Genomic DNA, 19,416 nt, shown 5'->3' with positions numbered 1-19,416 from the left:
TGTCGTGGGTGCGTTGTTGAAAGGCTGCTGGTTACTAATCATTGTTTTTCTGTTTTTCTGTTTACATTCTCTCCCTAGTTTGGCAGTAGTGGATAGGGTTCCCTTAACAGTAACTTTATTGCAGGAACGTTTAAGCGCACCCGTCCTTAAAGAAGGGATGACTACTATCGATTTAGCTAATTTAGTTATCGATATACGCGATGAAAATAAGGAACTGCAAGAACAATTTTATCAACAGATTCAAGGTCAAATTAATCGCGCTAAACAACCCCTAGGTTTAGATTTTAGTAATTCCTTAATTCAAGGCAATTTTATCGCTTCCCGTCTGGGCTTACCGACTCCTTTAACAAAAGTAGCTCTCGCTACCCTATTATCACCCACGGAAGAACAGTTATTACAACAGGACGAAAATTTTTTATTCGATAGCGATGAACCGGTTTTTAATGTCACAGTTTTTCGTGGACCGGTGAAGTTGCAGGGAACCGTATTTATGGGAGAAGTGGACTTTTCTAAGACCTTTTTTCTGCAAATTGTCGAAGCAATGGCAGCAAAATTTAGTCGTGAAAGTAATTGGTTAGAATCGCGTTTTGCTAGGGTGGCGAAATTTAGTAAAGCCACTTTTATGGGAGATGTAAATTTTAGTCAAAGTCAATTTTTAAATAAAGCCATCTTTCGCAGCGCACATTTTAAAAGTATTACTAACTTCCATCGCAGTCATTTTACTGCTGAAGCTTATTTTGATCAAACTAAATACGATAAACCCGCCGATTTTACCCGTACTTTCTGGGAAAAAGAGGCCAATTTTTCCCAAAGTCAATGGCGAGATCGTCCGCTATTTTCTAAGAGTAGATTTTTAAATTTATTAACCTTTAGAAATGCCACTTTTGAAAAATCAGGCGCTTTCCGGTCTAGTTATTTTAATGGTGTGGTTAGTTTTCAAGATGTGAAACTTTTAGATCAGGTAGATTTTAGTAATTCCACTTTTACTAAAAATAGTTATTTAAGTGTATCAGGATTAGCTTTTGATTCCGATAAAGCGAAAATCCTGGGAGATAGAGGAGTAATTGGTCAGGCAATTTATTTACCAAACCTAGCAGGAAATGAGACAGTTTTAAGAAATTTAGTTCGTAATTTTCGCTCCCTAGAACAAATTGCCGATGCTAATCAAATTGAATACAAAACCGAAAAATTGCGATTACAACAGTTAAAACAAAAGCTAAATAATATCTCAGTTATTCGCCTAATTAACCTCACTTGGGTAGCTGATTTTCTGCATACTTCTTTCCTTGCTTTACTATTACTTTTAAGTCAAGATGGTACAAATTTTAGTTTAGTTTTCGGCACAGGAATCATAATTTTTGCCTATTTTGGCTGTTTATTTTGGTTAATCGATCGCGTGCGTCGTCTCACTCCTAAACCAGTAATTCCCAATCGTTATGAAATCTTTTGTATGGTAACTAGCTATATTATTCTCACCCTTTCCGGTGTGTTTAATATCCTGCAATCTGCCAGCCGTCCTCTCTTAACTTTAACAGCTATTGCCCTAATTCTTGTCCCCTTACCCCTAATTTTAATTATCGAACTTTATCGTCGGGGACGCTATCACGATTTAATGGATAGTTCCTATTTCCTGCAAGATGGTAGTATGCGACAATTACGCTTATTAATCACCCGTTTACCCGTAGTTCCCGAATTTCCCCTCTTTCGCGATCGTTATACTCCCATTTCTTGGCAAAAGCGTTGGAATTGGTTAAATTATTACGATTTAAGTCTCAATAATTTGCTAAAATTAGGCTTTAATGATTGGCGAGTTCGCGATCAAGAATTACCCGCTATCATTTCTTTTTTAGTTTGGTATCAATGGGGTATCGGCATCTTTTATATCACTCTCCTTATCTGGACACTCTCGCGCACGATTCCGGGGTTAAATCTCTTGATTTATTTAAAATAAACTGTAAAAATTTAAATGCAAATAAACTTAGAAACCCTTGGACAAAATACTTCTCAAGCTGAAGTAACTCATATTCCTTACCATAAAATATGGATTCTTGCAAACAATGAAGAAATGTTTCTTTCTGATCAAGATTGTCCTTGTTTTCAAGATGTCCCTATTAGACAAATTTTAAATATACAAGAGCCTTTTTCTAATCATTTTTATTGGCCAGATTTAGATGTAGATTTAAGCACAGATAGCAAAGCTTTTAACTTAGTGTCAGCAAAAGTCCCTCGCTTTTAGGGATCGGATGAATGTTGACACTAAATTACAATACACCAACAGCCGCCTAAGCCCCGCATAGGTTATAATGCATCTTTATGCGAAATGCTCTAATAAACCTAAAGTTTTTAAATTGAATAATCGATAACTTTCTCACTTTTATTGTCAAAATCGGTGAGTAAGGTCGCTTTTCTCGGTTTTAAATGTACCGTTTGTTCTGGTTGTAACTGTAATTGCTTATACTCCTCACGATTGAGATAAGCCACCACCATTTCCCCATCAGCTAACATTAATTCTACTTGTATTTCCCAGCCTAAATGAATAACTCTTTTCACCACTGCCCAACTATTCAACCCATCTTGTTCGGGCGTAATTTCGAGGTCGTGGGGACGGATAAAAACGGTAGAATTATGACCCTGATGATGCCCATTTCCTAATCCTGCTAAACTGGGTAAGATATTCACTTCTCCAATAAATTGCATCACAAAAGGTGTGGCGGGATGATCGTAAATTTCGGCGGGAGAACCCACCTGTTCAATCTTACCATGATTCATCACGACAATCGTATCGGCTACTTCCATTGCTTCCTCTTGATCGTGGGTAACAAAAACACTGGTAACGTGAACTTCTTCGTGTAAATTTCTCAGCCATACCCTTAATTCTTTTCTAACTTTTGCATCTAAAGCTCCAAAGGGTTCATCTAATAATAATACATTCGGTTGAATGGCTAAAGCGCGGGCTAAAGCTACTCGCTGCCGTTGTCCTCCCGATAATTGGGCGGGATAGCGATCGCCTAATCCTTGTAATTGAATTAATTCTAATAATTCCTCAACTTTTTTCTTAATTACTGGGGATTTTTGCCGGCGAATTTCTAGACCAAAAGCAATATTTTGACGAACAGTTAAATGTTTAAATAGGGCATAATGTTGAAAAACAAAGCCGATATTTCTCCGTCTAGGATCCAGATGAGTGGTATCTTGTCCATTAATGATAATTGCGCCACTATCGGGACTTTCTAATCCCGCAATTGAACGTAATAAGGTGGATTTTCCCGATCCCGATGGTCCGAGGAGGGCGACTAATTTACCTTTAGGAATGGTTAAATTGATATTATCTAAGGCTTGAAAATTGCCGAAACGTTTGAAAACTTGGTGGATGGTAATACTCATATTTTTAGTTTTTTTGTGGTTAGGTAGTGTGAATTTTGTGGGCGGTTTTACGTTCAAGAATTTCTTTGATAATTAAAGTAACTCCCGCTAGTAAAGCTAGAATAGCCGCCGCACTAAAAGCGGCAGGAGTAAGATAATTTTTATAAGCCTGTTCTACGAAAATTGGCAGGGTGGCAGTTCTTCCTAAAATACTGCCAGAAACCACAGAAACCGCCCCAAATTCTCCCATCGCCCGGGCATTAGTTAACAGCACTCCGTACATCAATCCCCAACGAATATTAGGTAAAGTTACGCGCCAGAAAATCTGCCAATCATTTGCCCCTAAAGTGCGCCCCGCCTCCTCTTGTTCCAAACCAATTTCTTCTAAGACTGGGATAACTTCTCTAGCGACAAAAGGCATGGTGACAAATATAGTTGCTAATACCATTCCGGGTAAAGCAAAAAGTATTTTTATACTGAAAAGTTCTAAAAAAGAACCTAACCAACCATTGCGCCCATAGAGCAGTACAATCATTAAACCCGCTACCACGGGAGAAACGGCAAAAGGTAAGTCAATTAAACTAATTAATAAAGTTTTACCACGAAATTGATTGCGAGCAATTACCCAGGCGGCACAAAGTCCGAAAATTGTGTTTAAAGGTACAGTAATTAGGGCAATAATTACTGTTAATCTTACCGCTTCGATAAAGTCAGAGGTTCCCGCCGCTTCTAAAAAAGCTTGGAATCCATTGCGAAAAGCATAGTAAAATACTGCCGCTGCGGGAATAAATAATAATAGTGCCAGATAGACAAGGGCGATAATAATTAGTAGGGGTTTGTAATCCCATTCTTTCGGTTTAGTTAAGGCTTTTGGATTCTGCATTTTTGATCTGTCTCCAGTCATACTCTAATATTTTTTACTCTTTACTTAACTCTGTATTTTTGCCCCCATTGCTGCAGGAAATTAATTACTATTAACATGAACAAAGAAACCAGTAATAAAACCATGCCGATTACTGTTGCCCCCGTGTAATCATATTCCTCTAGTCTTTGGAAGATTAAAACTGGGGCAATTAAATCCTTAAAGGGAATATTAGAGGAGATAATAACTACGGAACCATATTCACCTATCGCTCTGGCAAAACCGAGGGCAACTCCTGTTAAAATAGCGGGTAGTATTGTGGGAAAAATAACTCGCCAAAAGATTTGCCAAGAGGAAGCGCCGAGGGATAAAGCCGCTTCTTCTACCTCTTTTTCCATTTCCTGTAAAACCGGCTGTAAGGTGCGGACAATGAAGGGTAAAGCGATAAATAACATCGCCACAAAAACTCCTAAAATGGTAAAGGATATCTTAATGCCAAATGGGGCGAAAAATTGACCGAGCCAACCGTTATCACTGTAAACTGTGGCTAGGACTAAACCGGCAACAGAAGTGGGTAAAGCAAAAGGCAAATCCACACAAGCATCGACAATTTTTTTACCCGGGAATCGATAACGCACTAATACCCAAGCGATAATAGTGCCAAAAACTCCGTCAATTAATCCGGCGATTAAGGAAGTCAAAAAAGTGACTTGGTAAGCGGATAAAGAAATCGGTAAAGTGGCAACACGCCAAAATTCGGCAAAACCAAGAGTTAGGGATTTAGCAAATAGTGCCGCTGCCGGTAAAACCAACAAAACCACTAGATAACTAATGGTAATTACCCAAGGAATAGAAACTTTTTTCAGGGGTTGACTGGGAGATAAAGATAATTGTGGGTTAGCCATTGTTAATTATTGCTAGAGATTACCAATTGTCCGCTTCTTCAAGAACTTGTGCTGAATCATACCAAACTTCTACATCTAAATCTGCCAGATAGGAAAGGGCATTTTCTATAGCTTGGGAGTTGCCTTGTAGTTGTAGATCGAACCAGCCATCTTGATTATTATTGGCAGCTAACAAAGCGGAAAATATATTAACTTTTAGACCAGAAAAAGACCCTAAACGTGCTATAATTGGCTCGTTAATATATTGTTTAGGAACCCGAATTTTTATCCGTCGGAACGTGGGGCGATCGAGTCCAGATTGATCGAGAAGTAAGTCACTTTGGGGATGATTACTAGTTTGCCATTGAGGTTGATTATTCATGGTTTTTCTCCTTAGGATTTACCAGCTTTAGTCAGAATTTTATCGAACAAGCCTCCATCATCAAAAAATTGCTTTTGTACCTTATCCCAACCGCCTAAATCCTGCACGGTAAAGAGATTTTTTATCTGAGGAAATTTACTCTCAAACTCTTTAACTATAGTCGGTTCAACGGGACGAAAACCAACTTTAGCAAATTCTCTTTGTGCCTCTGGGGTAAATAAAAACTGCACAAAAGCTTCGGCCACTTTTCTCGTACCCTTTTTATCCACATTAGCATCAACAACCGCCACGGGATTATCAATAGAAATGTTGTAATCGGTGGGAACAGTATAAGCTAACTTCTCACCTTTTTGATTAGCGAGAATCATCTCGTTTTCGTAATTAATTAACACATTTCCCTGACCTTGTTTAAAAAATACATCACTAGATTCGCGAGCATCTCTAGGTAAAACTGGCGCGTTTTTAAACACTTTTTCGACAAAAGTTTGCGCCGCTTGTTCACTGCCTCCCGCTTGCGTCACCGAACCCCAAAGAGCGAGAAAATTCCAGCGCGCTCCGCCAGAAGTCTTGGGATTAGCGGTAATAACTTTAATATTATCCTTGGCTAAATCTGACCATTGATTAATTTTAATATTGGCATCACGAGGAACAAAAGCCACTACAGATTTATGAACAATAGAGTCATTGGGTGCTTCTTTTTCCCAACCGGGTTGAATTAATCCCGCTTGCTCAATTTTCTTGGTATCCAAAGCTAAAGCCAACGCTACCACATCCGCTTCTAAACCATCGATAACCGCGCGAGTTTGGGAACCAGAACCACCATAACTCTGTTCAAAAGTTACTTTTTGCCCCGTTTTTTGTTGCCATTCCTCGACAAATTTGGGAATGATTTTTTCGTAGGCACTTTGGGTGACAGCATAGGAAACAAGTGTCACAGTCAGGGGTTTTTGGCTGTCATTGCCGCTATTGGTGGGGGATGGGGTGCAAGATACCAGCATTCCTCCCATCAGGACAGTTGCCATGAGTAGGGATAAACAAGACTGGGATGACTGCATCGGCGGCGCTCCTGAGATTTACTCTGAGTTTGTATCTGTTTTCAGGTCTGCTTTAATCCTACATCACACAAAACAAAATTTCAATACATTTATAAAACAAATTTGAAACCAAGTTAGGAGCAGGGAAACTGTGAGAAGATAAAATCAGTGCTACATATAGGTTTGAGACTATGGGCAAGAGCGTCAAAGCCAAAAAAACAACCCTCCTACAACAACTGATTAACCAGAGTTTTCTCTTTCGCGGACTAGAGGAAGCTTGGTTAAGTCAGTATCTCGATGCCGACAATCTCAAGCTAGAGACGCTATTTTCCAATCGTCCCGTCTATACGGCTTTTCTGCCTGATGAATTTCTAGATGTTTTGTATGTGATTTTGAATGAGGGTGTAATCGTCGTCCGCAGCACTCCCCTCGACCGGATTATTGCCATTACCTACCCCGGCGGTTGTTTTGGCATGAGGAGTTTACCCTTTAGTTATGGTTTAGCCAGTCGCGCCTTTCCCTGTTTGGTGGAATCCTATAAAACCACCCACGTCCTGAAAATTCCCTTATCGGCGCTAGAAAAGATTTACAACGATAACGAAAGTTTTCGTCAACGGTACTGTTTTTTATTTGAATTACAGCAAAAATTCGAGTATCATTTGCTTAATTGCAGTAGCTATCCACCCCAAGCTGTAGCCACTTTACTCAGAGCCTTAATCTATCAAGAAAGAGAATTAGGCAGTCAACCAGATGCTGAAAATATCTATACTTTTGATCTATCCGTCGATGTGATTGCTCGCGCTTGTCAACTCAATCAACGCACCGTCGAACAGGTATTAAAAGGATTGCAAAACGTGGGATTAATTGCCTCCGAATCGACGGGGGATTTAATTCGGGTACTGGATGCCGAGGGTTTAAAAGAAGTGTACAGTGCCACCCGGGATAAAGTTAATTGGTGGCCCCTCAGATAAGTGGGGTTGGCCCTATTTACCCTGGCAATTGACAGCACTTTAAGGCATCTTCGGCAGCCGCTTTGGTGGCATCCTGTTTCCGTTTACCTTTACCTGTACCGTAGAGAAGATGATTAACCCGCACTTCGGCAGTAAATTCCCTAGCGTGGGGGGGTCCTGTCACCTCGATGATCGCATATTCTGGATTAGAGGCAAAATTGGCCAGGGCCCACTGTTGAAAGAGATTTTTGGCATCGATAAAAGATGGCGATTCCGATTGTTGAGAGACTAAATGAGAGGCTACAGGGATAAAAAGTTGGTGCAGATAGTTTTTAACCGCATTTAACCCCGAATCTAGATAATAAGCCCCAATTATCGCTTCAAAAGTGTCCGCTAATAGGGTAGGATTCGATCGCCCCCGATCTTTAATTGCTCCCTTGCCTAAACGCATTAACTCCCCCAGGCCGATTTCGATGCCCAATTGCGCTAATTGTTCTTCTTTGACCAAATTTGACCGCAAACGGGTTAATTCTGCCTCGTTCATGGCGGGATATTTCTGATACAAAAGTTCGCCCACCAAAAAAGCTAAAATCGCATCGCCCAAAAATTCTAGGCGCTCGTTATTTTCCGTCAATTCGGACTGTTCATTGACATAGGAACGATGGGTTAAAGCTTGGGTGAGAAGGAGAGCATTTTGAAAAGGAGGCAAACAAGACATTACAGAAATGATCAAGTCAAGAGCATTTCTTATCTTAATCCGACCCCACACCGAATAGATGAGACGAACGATCCTTTTTTTACTGTTTTTTCCGGCTAGTTTAGGCATAATCTCCCAAATCTTCTCACCGGAAAACCTATCCGCTGCTATTCTTGCCCTAGGTACCCTGGGGATGTGTATTGAACAGGCACGCATGGCATCGGTGGACTTGGCAGAAATTGCCCAATTTCAGCAAAAAACCAGCGATCCTCGCCTCGATCGCTTTTTTATGGTCACAGTTAGTACAATTGTTTTAGAATTATCGGGCTTTTATGTGGCTGCCCTCTGGATAGGATGGGGGGCCTTAATAGTTCTAGTCAGTCAAATTTGGTTTCATTGTTTAGCCAAGATTCAACTGCAGCCAAGCACGGAAAAAATTATTGACCATGGCATAGGGCCACGTTTACCCATCTTACTCGCTGACGGAATCGGCATAATCTTCGTGGCTTTCTGGTTAGCCAAAATCGCCCCCCTAATTATGGCCATGACTTTAACGGCAATGTTATTAATCTACGGCTCTATTAAGTATAGACCTCTTGTCAAAATCAAAAATCTTCCCTTATGTGAGGAGTAGGTAGCCAGTATTCGGTCGTCAGGAGAATCAAAAATGGGCTTTAATCAATTAAATTCTCTATTTAGAGATTTTATGCCTATTTTTCTCATTTTTGAACTCTCAAAAATTAATTATCGTTGAGCTTGCCGCTAGAGGATTTGAGCGCATTTTTCTCTCAGACATCAGCCCTCCTTTGCTAAAATGATAATCATTATTATTTTAACTAGCAATGGTCAATCAGATTAAGTATCCCCTAGCAGAAAGCGCCGTTATCGAGAAATATTCGCAAAAAATCGTAAAAATACGCCATACTTGCGCCCATATCTTAGCGATGGCCGTACAAACTCTCTTTCCTGAAACCAAAGTCGCTATTGGTCCCTGGACAGAAACGGGATTCTACTACGATTTCGATCGCCCGACAGCCTTTACCCCCGAAGATTTGGAGAAAATAGCGGCAGAAATGGGGCGAATTATCGGGAAAAACCTGCCAATTATCCGAGAAGTGCTGGAAAGAAGCGAAATTACCGCAGAAATCGAGCGCCTTAATCAACCCTACAAACGGTCAATTTTAGAGAGAATTCCCCCAGATGAAACCATTACCCGTTATTTTATCGGTAGTCCGGACGCAGGACGGAGCGATCGAGAACCCTCGTTAATTGATGGCGCTGTTTCTCCCCCGGAAGAATTTTGGTGGGATCTGTGCGCGGGACCCCATCTCAACTCGACGGGGGAAATTAACCCAGATGCTTTCGCATTGGAGAGTGTAGCGGGTGCTTATTGGCAAGGAGATGAAAAACAGCCGCAATTACAGCGAATTTACGGCACAGCTTGGCAAACCCCCGCAGAATTACAAAATTATCTCCAACAAAAAGAAGAAGCGCAGCGACGAGATCATCGCAAATTGGGACAACAATTAAAATTATTTAGCATCCAAGAAGATGCGGGTGGCGGCTTAGTTTTTTGGCATCCCCGGGGTGCAACAATGCGTTATTTAATCGAAGATTATTGGCGCCAAGCTCATTTAGAAGCGAGTTATCAATTTCTTTATACTCCCCATCTAGCTAATTTAGATCTGTGGAAAACTTCTGGACATTGGGACTTTTATCGCGACAATATGTTTGAGGCGATCGAGTTAGAACAGCAAAGCTATCAAATTAAGCCGATGAATTGTCCTTTTCATGTTTTAACCTATCAAAATGACCTGCATTCCTATCGAGAATTTCCCCTCAGATGGGCAGAATTAGGCACAGTTTATCGTTACGAGCGATCGGGGGTTTTACACGGATTAATGCGGGTGCGAGGTTTTACCCAAGATGATGCTCATATTTTCTGTTTACCCGAACAAATTGCCGCAGAGATTCTAGGAGTTTTGAATTTAACCGAGAAAATTCTTTCCGATTTTGGCTTTACTAATTATCAGATAAATTTATCGACTCGCCCCAGTAAATCCGTGGGTAGCGATAGTGTTTGGGAATTGGCAACGGCGGCTTTAATTGAGGCCTTAAATGCTAAAAAGTGGGATTATATTGAGGATCAGGGAGGTGGGGCTTTTTATGGTCCCAAAATTGATATAAAAATTCAAGATGCGATCGGTAGAATGTGGCAATGTTCCACGATTCAGGTCGATTTTAACTTGCCAGAACGCTTTGATATGCAATATGTAGCTAGGGATGGTAGTCGCGAAAGACCGATTATGATTCATCGAGCTATTTTTGGCTCTTTGGAAAGATTTTTTGGTATTTTAATCGAGAATTATGCGGGAGATTTTCCTCTCTGGTTAGCACCTATTCAAGTCCGTTTATTACCCGTTAGTGATGAACAGCAGCATTATGCTTTAGCGGTAGCAATGCAGTTAAAACAAGCTGGTTATCGAGTGGAAATCGATAAAAGTGGTGAGCGTTTAGGTAAACAAATTCGTACAGGAGAACTAGAAAAAATCCCTGTCTTAGCTGTGATTGGAAAACGAGAAGTTAGCAGTAAAACTCTAAGTGTTCGCACTCGACAAGCGGGTGATTTAGGTTCGATGACGCTGGCAGATTTATTAGAAAAAATGCAAACGGCGATCCTATCTAAAACTAATCTCTGAAGCTTTTGTATAAACTGATCAATTAGTGGAGATCGATCCCATCCAGGAGAATTTAACAGGGTTGAGAAAAGCCTATTTTCTGCCAATTAATTAACTTACAAGTGGGTTAGCTGCCATGAGTTCTTTGATAATTCCTCTCTCCGATTCCCTCCCTTGCTTGCCTAAATCGGGAATGCCTGTGACGATTATTACTGGTTTTTTAGGGAGTGGAAAAACTACCTTACTAAATCATATTCTTGACAATAAAGAAGGGTTAAAAGTTGCCGTATTAGTCAATGAGTTTGGAGATATTAATATTGATTCTCAATTGCTCGTTTCCATCGATGAAGATATGGTAGAATTGAGTAATGGCTGTATTTGTTGTACAATTAATGATAGTTTAATTGAGACAGTCTATCAGGTCTTAGAAAAAGAAATACCCGTAGACTATCTAATCATTGAAACCACAGGATTAGCCGATCCTTTGCCAATTATCCTCACTTTCTTGGCGACGGAATTAAAATATCTGACTCGCTTAGATTCTATTATTACCCTCGTGGATTCTGAAACCTTTACCGCCGATCATTTTGATAGTAATATTGCCCTTAGTCAAATTCGTTATGGTGACGTGGTAATTCTCAATAAAATAGATCGAGTCAGTGACAAAAAATTAGATGATTTAGAAAAGTTTATTCGTAGAGAAAAACAGGGTATAAGACTCCTAAAAAGTAGTTATGTTCAGGTTCCTTTGGGTTTATTGTTAGATATAGGTTTAACTAAAGAAGAATTGTATAAAAACCAGTTGAGAGACTTTCAAAAAAATCGCCCAAGCTTCAGTAATAATCAATCTCCTGAAGACTTTAATTTTGTCTCCTTTGTTAGCGATAAACCATTTAATCTAGATAAATTTGAACCTTTTCTCACGGAAAAAATGCCGATCAATGTTTTTCGAGCTAAAGGTATTCTCTGGTTTCAACAAAGCGATTTAAAACATATTTTTCAATTGAGCGGTCTTCGTTACGATCTGCAAGCGGTAGAATGGGATACATCTCCTAAGAATCAGTTAGTTTTTATCGGCAGAAATTTAAATAAAGAGGAAATCTTGACACAACTAAACGAATGCTTGGCTAGTTCGCAAAAAATTCAAAAGTACAAACTATGAATAGACCTCTTGCAGAAATCAAAAATCGTTTTTAGGGTTAGGAGTCAGTAGCCAGTAGTCAGTAGTCAGGAGAATTAAGAATGAATAATAATCAATTAAATGGTCTATTTACAGATTTTATGCCATTTAACCCTTATTTTTGCGGCGATAAATTCAGCGAGAAAACGATCTCTTCAAGAAACCCGTTTTCTCGCTGAAAAAACTATCCCGAAAGCGATCGATTAAGGGAACAATTAAAAATGATGGGAATTACCTTAGTTGATTTACCCGATGGACAAAGCCAATGGTATCCTAGAGAAAAGAGCCATAACCATGATTAATATCCCAAGAAACCGCCAATTTTTCCCAAAATAACCTGGCTAAGTCTAGAGGATTGGTTAAGGAAGATTACTTGCCCCAATCTAACTTATGCTAGAATGATTATCATTACCACAGTAGAGAAGGAGCAGAATGATTATCGTGGTGACGGGGGGTATAGCTGCGGGAAAAACCCATTGGATTCGCGAACAAATCGCTCAGAGCAAGCAGCCAAGCCTATATTTTAGTCCCCAGACGGAAACTTTTCCCATTGATCGCCTCACTTTACAGAGTGAGTTTCCCCAGTTGTCCTGTGTTTCTAGGGAAGAAGAAGACCTTTTGAGCAGTTTATCCATGGAAAACACGATCTATATGGAAGTACCATGGCATTTAGACACGCAATCCCTCGAAAGCTTTCTAAAACCCCTCAATTGTCATCGGGTAGCGATTACGTCTCCAGAAGCAGAAATCTCCGAAGGACAAGTACCCGTCAATGAAATTGTCTTTAGTCCGGTCAAAACAACCATAAAAGGTAATCAATGGTTAAAAAAACGAGAAATACAGATTTATAGAGCCGTTTTAACGGGAGAAGTCCTCGATTTTTCCAGTTTAACCACCTTTTGGACAGAATTAACCCAAGGAGCCTATGGGGAAGTGCTGCGGGTCAAAAGTATCTTCGATATCATCAATGGTCAGTGTATTTATGGGGAATTTATGGATGAATGCCCAGAAAAAGACTTTCAAAGCTTAAATTTCCCCTTAAATGTCGATGGGAGACCGAATCGCTTTAGTGGGATTGAAATCGTCGGTCGCAATCTCGATAAACCGACAATTGCCGATACCCTGAGTGATTGTTGTCTGTCCGATGAGGCACTTTTTTATTATCAACAACAATTTCAAGAATCTTTAGAGCCAGAAATGGAGTTAATCTGATGAAAATAGCCGTTTTATCCTGTATTCATGGCAATATGCCCGCTTTTAATGCTGTTTTGCAAGATTTAGACCAACAGGGTTGTCAAGAAATCTACTGTTTAGGGGATTTGGTTGGGTATGGACCCCATCCTAACCAAGTGGTGGAAAAAATCCGTCAACTGGGGATTACTACAGTACAAGGGTGTTGGGATGAGGATATCGTTGAGGGATTAAATGCCTGTGAGTGCAGTTATCCGTCGCTTTTAGCAGAAAAACGCGGTAGATTAGCTCATGAGTGGACAAATCAAATAATCACCCCAGAAAACCGTAATTATTTGTCAAAACTGCCCGAAATTTTTAAGCTAGATCACCTCTGTTTTGTTCATGGTAGTCCCCAAAGTAACCATGAGTACCTTTTAGCCGAAATGGACGCTTTTACGGCTTTAGAACGGGTTTTATCGGTAGATACAGAGGTTTTATTCTGTGGACATACCCATATCCCCTACATTCGCACTCTCGAAGCGGGAAGCTTGCAAATAAAAGTTTATCAACCCGATGGGGAACAGTCGCGGCAATTTACCACACCGGTTAAACGTATCATCAACGTGGGATCGGTGGGAGAACCGCGTCACGGTCGTCCAAATGCCACCTATGTGATTTACGATCGAGAAACGGCAGCGGTACAACTGCGAGAAGTGGCCTATAACTATCAGGAAACCTGTCAGGCTATTTTAGAATCGGGTTTACCTCCTATTTTCGCTTGGCGATTGGCTAAGGGTCTAGAATATGCGGAAAAAGCCGATGATCCGACTCATGTTTGCGAACGTTAATTTGTGATAAATCAAGAAATTATGTGGGCGATTTTAAGCGGTATTCAAGGCAATTTACCAGCCTATCAAGCGGTCTTGGAAGATATTCAGCAACGGTCAGTTACTGTAGAAAATTTATATATTTTAGGAGATTTTATCGGTGTTAATCCCGATAGTGAAATGCTGGTAGAACAAATACGTTATCCCACTAAAAATAACTTATATCCGCAGGTTTGTCGGGGATGGTGGGAAGAACAATGTCTAATTTTACACAGTTTAGGAGCAACAGGAGAACCGACGGAATTAATCGATAAACATGGAATTGACAGCACTAAACAACTCTGGGACGCAGTTTCTTTAGAAACGGTGCAATGGTTACGAAATCTCGATTTTGGTTTTGTCGAGTTGGATTGTTTATTAATTCATGGCAGTAGTGTCAGTGTTAGTGAAGAATTAACCCCCGATACTCCCCCATGGCAAATTTTAGATCGACTGCAACGGATGGGAGTTAATAATCTATTTTGTGGTCGTGCGGGAAAAGTTTTTGATTATTCTTTACAGTCCGCTAATTTAACCAGCACTGTTACTACTTTAGATAAACGGCAACCAAGTCAAACTTTGACGATTCAAGATAAGCGTTTAATTGGGGTTGGTAGCGTTGGTAAAGAATTAAATAAAGCAGTTTACACTCTCTATAATCCTAGTAATAATTGCGTGGAGTTTAGAACCGTACCTTATTAATCTTTCAGAGATTAATTAAATATTAAAGATTAATTTAAGTAGGTAGGTGTTAAAAATTATCAGACACCCCCCTTATCAAGGGGGGATTAAGGGGGGATTTATCTTCAATTTAATTATAACCAGCTAGATAACTGAGGTGAGAGACTCTTGCTGACTTGCTTGCAGATGGGATTGAGCGCGAACAGCGCGGAACATCCCAAAACGACATAAACCCGTGCCAAAGGCCAAACGCATCAGCAGAATTGTCGGCACTTCTCGGACGGATTTAAGCAACCCAGTTAGACCAAATTGCCACCAACCTTGGGGACGAATCACCCCCTGCCAAATGGTATCAATCCAAGAGGGTAGAGTGGCTTTTGTCCAGTCAGCAGTCATCACTTCCCCATCTACCAATCCCGTGGCCGCCAACTGTTCGGCAAAACCTTCGATACTGGCAAAAGCGGGGTGAGACCACTGATCCAAAAGTTGGCGCATTACGGGACGTTCCCAGAAATTGAGCGGTTTTTGACGGTCATCTCGCTGATTCCAGTCCGCTACCACCAGGACTCCCCCCGGCTTAAGAACTCGCAGTAATTCCCGAGCAAAAACGGCTTTGTCCGGCATATGGGGACCGGCTTCGATTGACCAGACCACATCAAAACTCTCGTCGGGAAAAGAAAGGGCCATGGCATCATCGACCAAAAAGCGAGCATTTACATCTGGGGGTGTTAGTTCTTTGGCCCGTGCCACTTGTTTGGGACTAATGGTGACACCGGTAACGGCAAATCCGTAGTCGCGGGCCAGAATGCGACTGCTGCCACCAATACCACAACCGACATCGAGGAGAGTTGCACCGGTGGGTAGTTTATCCAAACCTCCCCAAGAGACCATTTCCGCCACAAAGTCGGCTTTTGCCGCTAGAAAGTCTTTTTTTTCTGGTGGGGAACCGTAGTGACCTAAATGGATGTGTTCGCCCCAATAATATTCTAAAATCCCGTCCTGGGTCCATTGGTCGTAGGAATTGGCCACCGAGTCCGACGATTGGTACTTGCGAGAGGAAACAAAATAGACGACGATAGCGATCGCTAGGAGTAAACCTAAAGATGATGTCACCAAAAGTATATTCATTAAATGATGCCGGGCAAACTGATACAAAGCTTAATAACTCTTAAAGATTATACAACTTTGAGGTTCTGCGGTTAAGTGACTTTGGTTCTTCGCCAGAAATTAACTATCTCCGTTGAAAGCGACTGGTAATACAGCAGTTATCTTAATGGTGAGATCACTTCTGTAGTGGTGAACTTTTAGTTGTTTGTCCCTGTGGAATTGCCCTCAATCCATTCGTAAAAAGCCATAGATTCCGGGGAACAACGGCTGCATCCTCCGCATTTTTCTAGGGAAATCAGGCGAATTCGCCCTTTTTTCAGCAAGCGATCGAGCATAGGACTTAAGGCATCCGCTGACATCCGAAAGTGTGTGGATAATTCAGCCAGAGATGCTTTCTGATTTTTGGCAAGATAAGCCTGTATATCGGTTAAAATCATCTTTATCAACCTAGAAAGGTAAATTTAGGAGTTAGGAAGTGGAGAGGGGACGGTTGATTTTTCGGGGACGGAGATTTTTTAAGGTGAATAAAACCCCGACTACGGTTAAACCCATCAAGACTATCCAAAAGAGAGAAAACCCCGGATGTCGAGAAAAAGTGGCGATTTGATAGAAGGAAGTGGCAACAATATAGGCCATTCCTGTGGTCCAGAGGGCAATAAAAACAGTCCAACCGGCATTAGTTTCGCGATATACTGCCGATGTGGCCGAAACACAGGGGAAATAGAGCAGAACAAACAAGAGATAGGCAAAAGCACCCGCTTGACCATCAAATCTTTTCGCCATTGCCCCAAAGATTCCTAAATCTACTTCTTGCTTCTCGGCAGCCGTTTTTTGATCTTGCAAATCACCAAGATTTAAACCCAAGGGATCAAGTAATTGATTGGGTAATTGCGCTAAATTGGCGGGAATAGTGGCGATAGCTTCCTGAATTTGCCCCCAAAAGTCGAATTTTACCTGTGCTGCCCCTTTATTCGGGTTATCTTCCCCTGCTAGTTGGCTGTAAATCGAGTTTAATGTGCCTACCATCGCTTCTTTGGCAAAAACTCCCGTAAAAATTCCCACTGTTGCCGGCCAATTTTCCGGTTCTAGTCCCATGGGTGAGAAAATAGGAGTTACAGCTTTACTGGTAGCACTTAAAACCGAGCGCTCGCTGTCTTGATTACCAAAAGAACCATCAAAACTGAGGGAGTTTAGTAGTCCCAAAATCATCACCATTAAAACGATAATTCGTCCAGCTTTCCATAAAAACGCTTGCAGACGTTCCCAAGTACGAATTAACACCCCTTTCAGACGCGGTAGATGATAGGGAGGCAATTCCATAATAAAGTGACTGACTTCTCCCTTGAGTAGGGTTTTTTTCATCACCAATCCCGTCAAAATAGCGGCGAGAATTCCTAAGATATAAAGACCAAAAACGATATTTTGACCTCCTATGGGGAAAAAAGCCGCCGCAAATAGGGCATAAACAGGTAATCTGGCCCCACAGGACATAAAAGGGTTCATCATAATCGTCATTAAACGATCACGAGAATTTTCTAGGGTTCTGGTGGCCATAATTGCCGGTACACTGCAACCAAATCCCACTAGCATGGGGACAAAGGATTTACCCGGCAATCCCACCAAACGCATCAATCGGTCCATGACGAAGGCTGCCCGGGCCATATAGCCAGAATCCTCTAAAATTGACAAAAAGAGGAACATAAAGCCAATTACGGGGATAAAAGTAGCGACGGTTTGCACACCTCCCCCCGCCCCATCAGCGAGCAGAGCAATTAGCCAACCAGGGGTATGGATTTTTTGTAAAACTTGGGACAAACCATCGACAAAGATAGTCTGGGCAGTTAAATCGAAGAAATCGATAAAGGCAGCACTAACATTGATGGTAAACAAGAACATTAGGTACATTACGCCCAAAAATATCGGAATTCCTAACCAGCGATCGAGAACAATCCGATCGAGGCGATCGGACATGGTATCATTTATCTGTCCAGTCCGTTGAGTGGCTCCCTGGGTAACTTGTTGAATAAAGCCATAACGAGTATCAGCAATTAAAATATCAAGGTCTTCCCCTAAAACTTGGTGTATTTGTCGTCTATGCTTGACGATAATGCTTAATAGTTCCTGTGAGCGCAATTCTGGGGCGATGCGATCCTCGTATTGCAGTAGATTTAAAGCAGTCCATCTTGGCTCAACGATCCTTTTACTGCTATGGTCGTTAATGTAGGCAACAATCTCGTTAAGAGCTTCCTCAATTACCGCAGGATAAGCGACATAAGCAGCAGTATGGCTAATATTACTGACTAATTCCCCAATTTTTTGCTTTAATTCTCCGATTCCCTCCCCTTTAACCGCACTAATCGGCACGACAATTGCATCCATGCGAACGCTTAAGAGTTGCGGATTAACCACAATACCCCTAGTTTTGGCCACATCCATCATATTCAGGGCAATCAACATCGGTAAACGCATCTCCATGATTTGGGTAGTAAGGTAGAGATTACGCTCTAAATTGGCAGCATCGACGATATTAATCACTAAATCCGCTTCTCCTGACAGCAGATAGTCCCTAGCGACTAATTCATCCATTCCTGTCTCCCCTTCTTCTACATCGAGGGAATAGACTCCGGGTAAATCCACAAGGGTGATATCTTCCCCGTTAACTTGAAATTGTCCCTCTTTGCGATCGACTGTTACTCCCGGCCAGTTGCCGGTCCGTTGATTGGCCCCTGTGAGAGCATTAAAAAGGGTAGTTTTGCCACAGTTAGGATTGCCAATTAAGGCGATAATCGGTTTGACCATAATTTAGGATATTGAGTGATGAATAGGCTTAGATGATTAAATTTAGCTTTTTGGGTCTATTTCTTCGACGATTAAAGCGTCTGCCTCCTGTTTACGCAGACTGAGATGAAATCCCCGCACTCGAATCTCGACGGGATCCCCCAAAGGTGCGACGCGAATAACGGTAAACTCTGTCCCCGGAGTTAATCCCATTGATAACAATTTTCCTTTGTATCCGCGCAATGCTCGGTCATAACCGACAACTTTACCGGCTTTTCCTATGGGTATCTCCCGCAGAAATGTTCTTACTTCAGGTAGGTCTTTTTTGGGTTCCAGTTTTTTCGGTTGAATGTCACTAACGAGGATTTTTTCGGCCATTTCCGCCCCGATACCGATACGATTGTCTTGAATGCCAATTAAAACCGATCCCCTCGGTTGGGAGCTAATTACCTGTAATTGAATGCCGGGGTTTAATCCCATACCTAGGAGTCGATTGATCCCTCCTGTCCCCTGAAATCCCACTAACCAGACGGTTTTTCCCATTTCCACTTGTGCTAAAGGATAAGTGGCAGCAAAGTCATTACCCGTGGGAGTGACATTATCTAATTCTGTCTTTTTACCACCCCAACGGAAAAATTGGGCTTTATTTGGCGATTTTTCTGGTTTTTCTGGTTCATTCGGTCTAATTTTATCGTCCATGCTTTTCTTATCTCCAAAGGTAAGGTAATGAAGGTCTTTCATTCAAGAGTGATAATAATTCCTTGATAGCTCATCGAGTTTA

The 19,416-nt window shown here is 41.3% G+C and carries 20 protein-coding genes; 10 read left to right on the top strand and 10 right to left on the bottom strand.

Annotated features, from left to right (window positions below):
* Positions 1–4 precede the first annotated feature (4 nt).
* Entirely contained in the window at positions 5–1,951 is a 1,947-nt protein-coding gene (locus MiAbW_RS03335) for a pentapeptide repeat-containing protein (RefSeq protein WP_151694917.1), read from the top strand.
* Between the two features lie 21 nt (positions 1,952–1,972).
* Complete coding sequence (locus MiAbW_RS03330; protein WP_151694996.1) at positions 1,973–2,236, top strand: DUF2442 domain-containing protein; 264 nt, start codon at positions 1,973–1,975, stop codon at positions 2,234–2,236.
* A 107-nt stretch (positions 2,237–2,343) separates the two neighbouring features.
* Here the strand turns inward: MiAbW_RS03330 and MiAbW_RS03325 are convergent, their stop codons facing one another.
* From MiAbW_RS03325 to MiAbW_RS03305, 5 genes are read right to left on the bottom strand one after another with little or no spacing between them, the layout of a single operon-like run.
* Positions 2,344–3,384, bottom strand: a complete 1,041-nt coding sequence (locus MiAbW_RS03325) for a sulfate/molybdate ABC transporter ATP-binding protein (RefSeq protein WP_151694916.1) — start codon at positions 3,382–3,384, stop codon at positions 2,344–2,346.
* A 19-nt stretch (positions 3,385–3,403) separates the two neighbouring features.
* Entirely contained in the window at positions 3,404–4,246 is an 843-nt protein-coding gene (gene cysW, locus MiAbW_RS03320) for a sulfate ABC transporter permease subunit CysW (RefSeq protein ID WP_110577640.1), read from the bottom strand.
* A 41-nt stretch (positions 4,247–4,287) separates the two neighbouring features.
* Positions 4,288–5,130 (bottom strand): sulfate ABC transporter permease subunit CysT, encoded by an 843-nt coding sequence (gene cysT, locus MiAbW_RS03315; RefSeq protein WP_151694915.1) that lies wholly within the window; start codon positions 5,128–5,130, stop codon positions 4,288–4,290.
* A gap of 19 nt (positions 5,131–5,149) precedes the next feature.
* Positions 5,150–5,491 carry an NIL domain-containing protein gene (locus tag MiAbW_RS03310; protein ID WP_151694914.1) on the bottom strand — a complete coding sequence of 114 codons (342 nt, stop codon included), beginning with the start codon at positions 5,489–5,491 and terminating at the stop codon, positions 5,150–5,152.
* Positions 5,492–5,502: 11 nt separating this feature from the next.
* Complete coding sequence (locus MiAbW_RS03305; protein ID WP_151694913.1) at positions 5,503–6,546, bottom strand: sulfate ABC transporter substrate-binding protein; 1,044 nt, start codon at positions 6,544–6,546, stop codon at positions 5,503–5,505.
* A 170-nt stretch (positions 6,547–6,716) separates the two neighbouring features.
* Here MiAbW_RS03305 and MiAbW_RS03300 point away from each other — a divergent pair, with 170 nt between their 5' ends.
* Positions 6,717–7,496, top strand: a complete 780-nt coding sequence (locus MiAbW_RS03300; RefSeq protein ID WP_002794831.1) for a Crp/Fnr family transcriptional regulator — start codon at positions 6,717–6,719, stop codon at positions 7,494–7,496.
* 16 nt (positions 7,497–7,512) lie between these two features.
* Here the strand turns inward: MiAbW_RS03300 and rnc are convergent, their stop codons facing one another.
* Positions 7,513–8,193, bottom strand: coding sequence for a ribonuclease III (rnc, locus tag MiAbW_RS03295; RefSeq protein WP_151694912.1), 681 nt, complete (start codon positions 8,191–8,193; stop codon positions 7,513–7,515).
* A 58-nt stretch (positions 8,194–8,251) separates the two neighbouring features.
* Between rnc and MiAbW_RS03290 the strand changes: the two genes are divergently transcribed.
* From MiAbW_RS03290 to MiAbW_RS03265, 7 genes are all read left to right on the top strand, one after another.
* On the top strand, positions 8,252–8,806 hold the full coding sequence (locus MiAbW_RS03290) for a hypothetical protein (protein WP_151694911.1): 555 nt from the start codon (positions 8,252–8,254) through the stop codon (positions 8,804–8,806).
* Between the two features lie 208 nt (positions 8,807–9,014).
* Positions 9,015–10,871, top strand: a complete 1,857-nt coding sequence (thrS, locus tag MiAbW_RS03285) for a threonine--tRNA ligase (RefSeq protein WP_151694910.1) — start codon at positions 9,015–9,017, stop codon at positions 10,869–10,871.
* Positions 10,872–10,986: 115 nt separating this feature from the next.
* The gene (locus MiAbW_RS03280) at positions 10,987–12,012 is read left to right on the top strand and encodes a CobW family GTP-binding protein (protein ID WP_151694909.1); all 1,026 of its coding nucleotides are present in this window, start codon (positions 10,987–10,989) and stop codon (positions 12,010–12,012) included.
* A gap of 99 nt (positions 12,013–12,111) precedes the next feature.
* Entirely contained in the window at positions 12,112–12,237 is a 126-nt protein-coding gene (locus MiAbW_RS20405) for a hypothetical protein (RefSeq protein WP_260441968.1), read from the top strand.
* Between the two features lie 225 nt (positions 12,238–12,462).
* Entirely contained in the window at positions 12,463–13,242 is a 780-nt protein-coding gene (locus tag MiAbW_RS03275) for a hypothetical protein (protein ID WP_151694908.1), read from the top strand.
* Positions 13,242–14,051, top strand: coding sequence for a metallophosphoesterase family protein (locus MiAbW_RS03270; protein WP_151694907.1), 810 nt, complete (start codon positions 13,242–13,244; stop codon positions 14,049–14,051). The genes MiAbW_RS03275 and MiAbW_RS03270 overlap by 1 nt, the downstream gene beginning before the upstream one ends.
* Before the next feature lie 21 nt (positions 14,052–14,072).
* Positions 14,073–14,771, top strand: coding sequence for a metallophosphoesterase family protein (locus tag MiAbW_RS03265; protein WP_151694995.1), 699 nt, complete (start codon positions 14,073–14,075; stop codon positions 14,769–14,771).
* Between the two features lie 123 nt (positions 14,772–14,894).
* Here the strand turns inward: MiAbW_RS03265 and MiAbW_RS03260 are convergent, their stop codons facing one another.
* From MiAbW_RS03260 to MiAbW_RS03245, 4 genes are all read right to left on the bottom strand, one after another.
* The gene (locus MiAbW_RS03260) at positions 14,895–15,878 is read right to left on the bottom strand and encodes a methyltransferase domain-containing protein (protein WP_151694906.1); all 984 of its coding nucleotides are present in this window, start codon (positions 15,876–15,878) and stop codon (positions 14,895–14,897) included.
* A 176-nt stretch (positions 15,879–16,054) separates the two neighbouring features.
* Positions 16,055–16,294, bottom strand: a complete 240-nt coding sequence (locus MiAbW_RS03255) for a FeoC-like transcriptional regulator (protein ID WP_151694905.1) — start codon at positions 16,292–16,294, stop codon at positions 16,055–16,057.
* A 31-nt stretch (positions 16,295–16,325) separates the two neighbouring features.
* Positions 16,326–18,656: a Fe(2+) transporter permease subunit FeoB gene (feoB, locus tag MiAbW_RS03250; protein WP_151694904.1), complete on the bottom strand. Its 2,331-nt coding sequence runs from the start codon at positions 18,654–18,656 to the stop codon at positions 16,326–16,328.
* A 42-nt stretch (positions 18,657–18,698) separates the two neighbouring features.
* The gene (locus MiAbW_RS03245) at positions 18,699–19,334 is read right to left on the bottom strand and encodes a FeoA family protein (protein ID WP_151694903.1); all 636 of its coding nucleotides are present in this window, start codon (positions 19,332–19,334) and stop codon (positions 18,699–18,701) included.
* Between the last annotated feature and the right edge of the window lie 82 nt (positions 19,335–19,416).

This window comes from Microcystis aeruginosa NIES-4325, from assembly GCF_008974145.1.
GTDB classification, from domain to species: domain Bacteria; phylum Cyanobacteriota; class Cyanobacteriia; order Cyanobacteriales; family Microcystaceae; genus Microcystis; species Microcystis aeruginosa_G.
The sequence above is the reverse complement of the archived record's forward strand: the minus strand, read 5'-3'. Positions and strand labels throughout refer to the sequence as shown.

What these genes read in the sequence shown, in the direction of transcription:
- MiAbW_RS03280 (WP_151694909.1), top strand. Translation starts at nt 10,987, where the DNA reads ATGAGTTCTTTGATAATTCCTCTCTCCGATTCCCTCCCTTGCTTGCCT.
- MiAbW_RS03305 (WP_151694913.1), bottom strand. Translation starts at nt 6,546, where the DNA reads ATGCAGTCATCCCAGTCTTGTTTATCCCTACTCATGGCAACTGTCCTG.
- MiAbW_RS03255 (WP_151694905.1), bottom strand. Translation starts at nt 16,294, where the DNA reads ATGATTTTAACCGATATACAGGCTTATCTTGCCAAAAATCAGAAAGCA.
- MiAbW_RS03300 (WP_002794831.1), top strand. Translation starts at nt 6,717, where the DNA reads ATGGGCAAGAGCGTCAAAGCCAAAAAAACAACCCTCCTACAACAACTG.
- MiAbW_RS03245 (WP_151694903.1), bottom strand. Translation starts at nt 19,334, where the DNA reads ATGGACGATAAAATTAGACCGAATGAACCAGAAAAACCAGAAAAATCG.
- MiAbW_RS20405 (WP_260441968.1), top strand. Translation starts at nt 12,112, where the DNA reads ATGGTCTATTTACAGATTTTATGCCATTTAACCCTTATTTTTGCGGCG.
- MiAbW_RS03265 (WP_151694995.1), top strand. Translation starts at nt 14,073, where the DNA reads ATGTGGGCGATTTTAAGCGGTATTCAAGGCAATTTACCAGCCTATCAA.
- MiAbW_RS03270 (WP_151694907.1), top strand. Translation starts at nt 13,242, where the DNA reads ATGAAAATAGCCGTTTTATCCTGTATTCATGGCAATATGCCCGCTTTT.
- MiAbW_RS03290 (WP_151694911.1), top strand. Translation starts at nt 8,252, where the DNA reads ATGAGACGAACGATCCTTTTTTTACTGTTTTTTCCGGCTAGTTTAGGC.
- MiAbW_RS03260 (WP_151694906.1), bottom strand. Translation starts at nt 15,878, where the DNA reads ATGAATATACTTTTGGTGACATCATCTTTAGGTTTACTCCTAGCGATC.
- cysT (WP_151694915.1), bottom strand. Translation starts at nt 5,130, where the DNA reads ATGGCTAACCCACAATTATCTTTATCTCCCAGTCAACCCCTGAAAAAA.
- MiAbW_RS03325 (WP_151694916.1), bottom strand. Translation starts at nt 3,384, where the DNA reads ATGAGTATTACCATCCACCAAGTTTTCAAACGTTTCGGCAATTTTCAA.
- cysW (WP_110577640.1), bottom strand. Translation starts at nt 4,246, where the DNA reads ATGCAGAATCCAAAAGCCTTAACTAAACCGAAAGAATGGGATTACAAA.
- rnc (WP_151694912.1), bottom strand. Translation starts at nt 8,193, where the DNA reads ATGTCTTGTTTGCCTCCTTTTCAAAATGCTCTCCTTCTCACCCAAGCT.
- MiAbW_RS03275 (WP_151694908.1), top strand. Translation starts at nt 12,463, where the DNA reads ATGATTATCGTGGTGACGGGGGGTATAGCTGCGGGAAAAACCCATTGG.
- thrS (WP_151694910.1), top strand. Translation starts at nt 9,015, where the DNA reads ATGGTCAATCAGATTAAGTATCCCCTAGCAGAAAGCGCCGTTATCGAG.
- MiAbW_RS03310 (WP_151694914.1), bottom strand. Translation starts at nt 5,491, where the DNA reads ATGAATAATCAACCTCAATGGCAAACTAGTAATCATCCCCAAAGTGAC.
- feoB (WP_151694904.1), bottom strand. Translation starts at nt 18,656, where the DNA reads ATGGTCAAACCGATTATCGCCTTAATTGGCAATCCTAACTGTGGCAAA.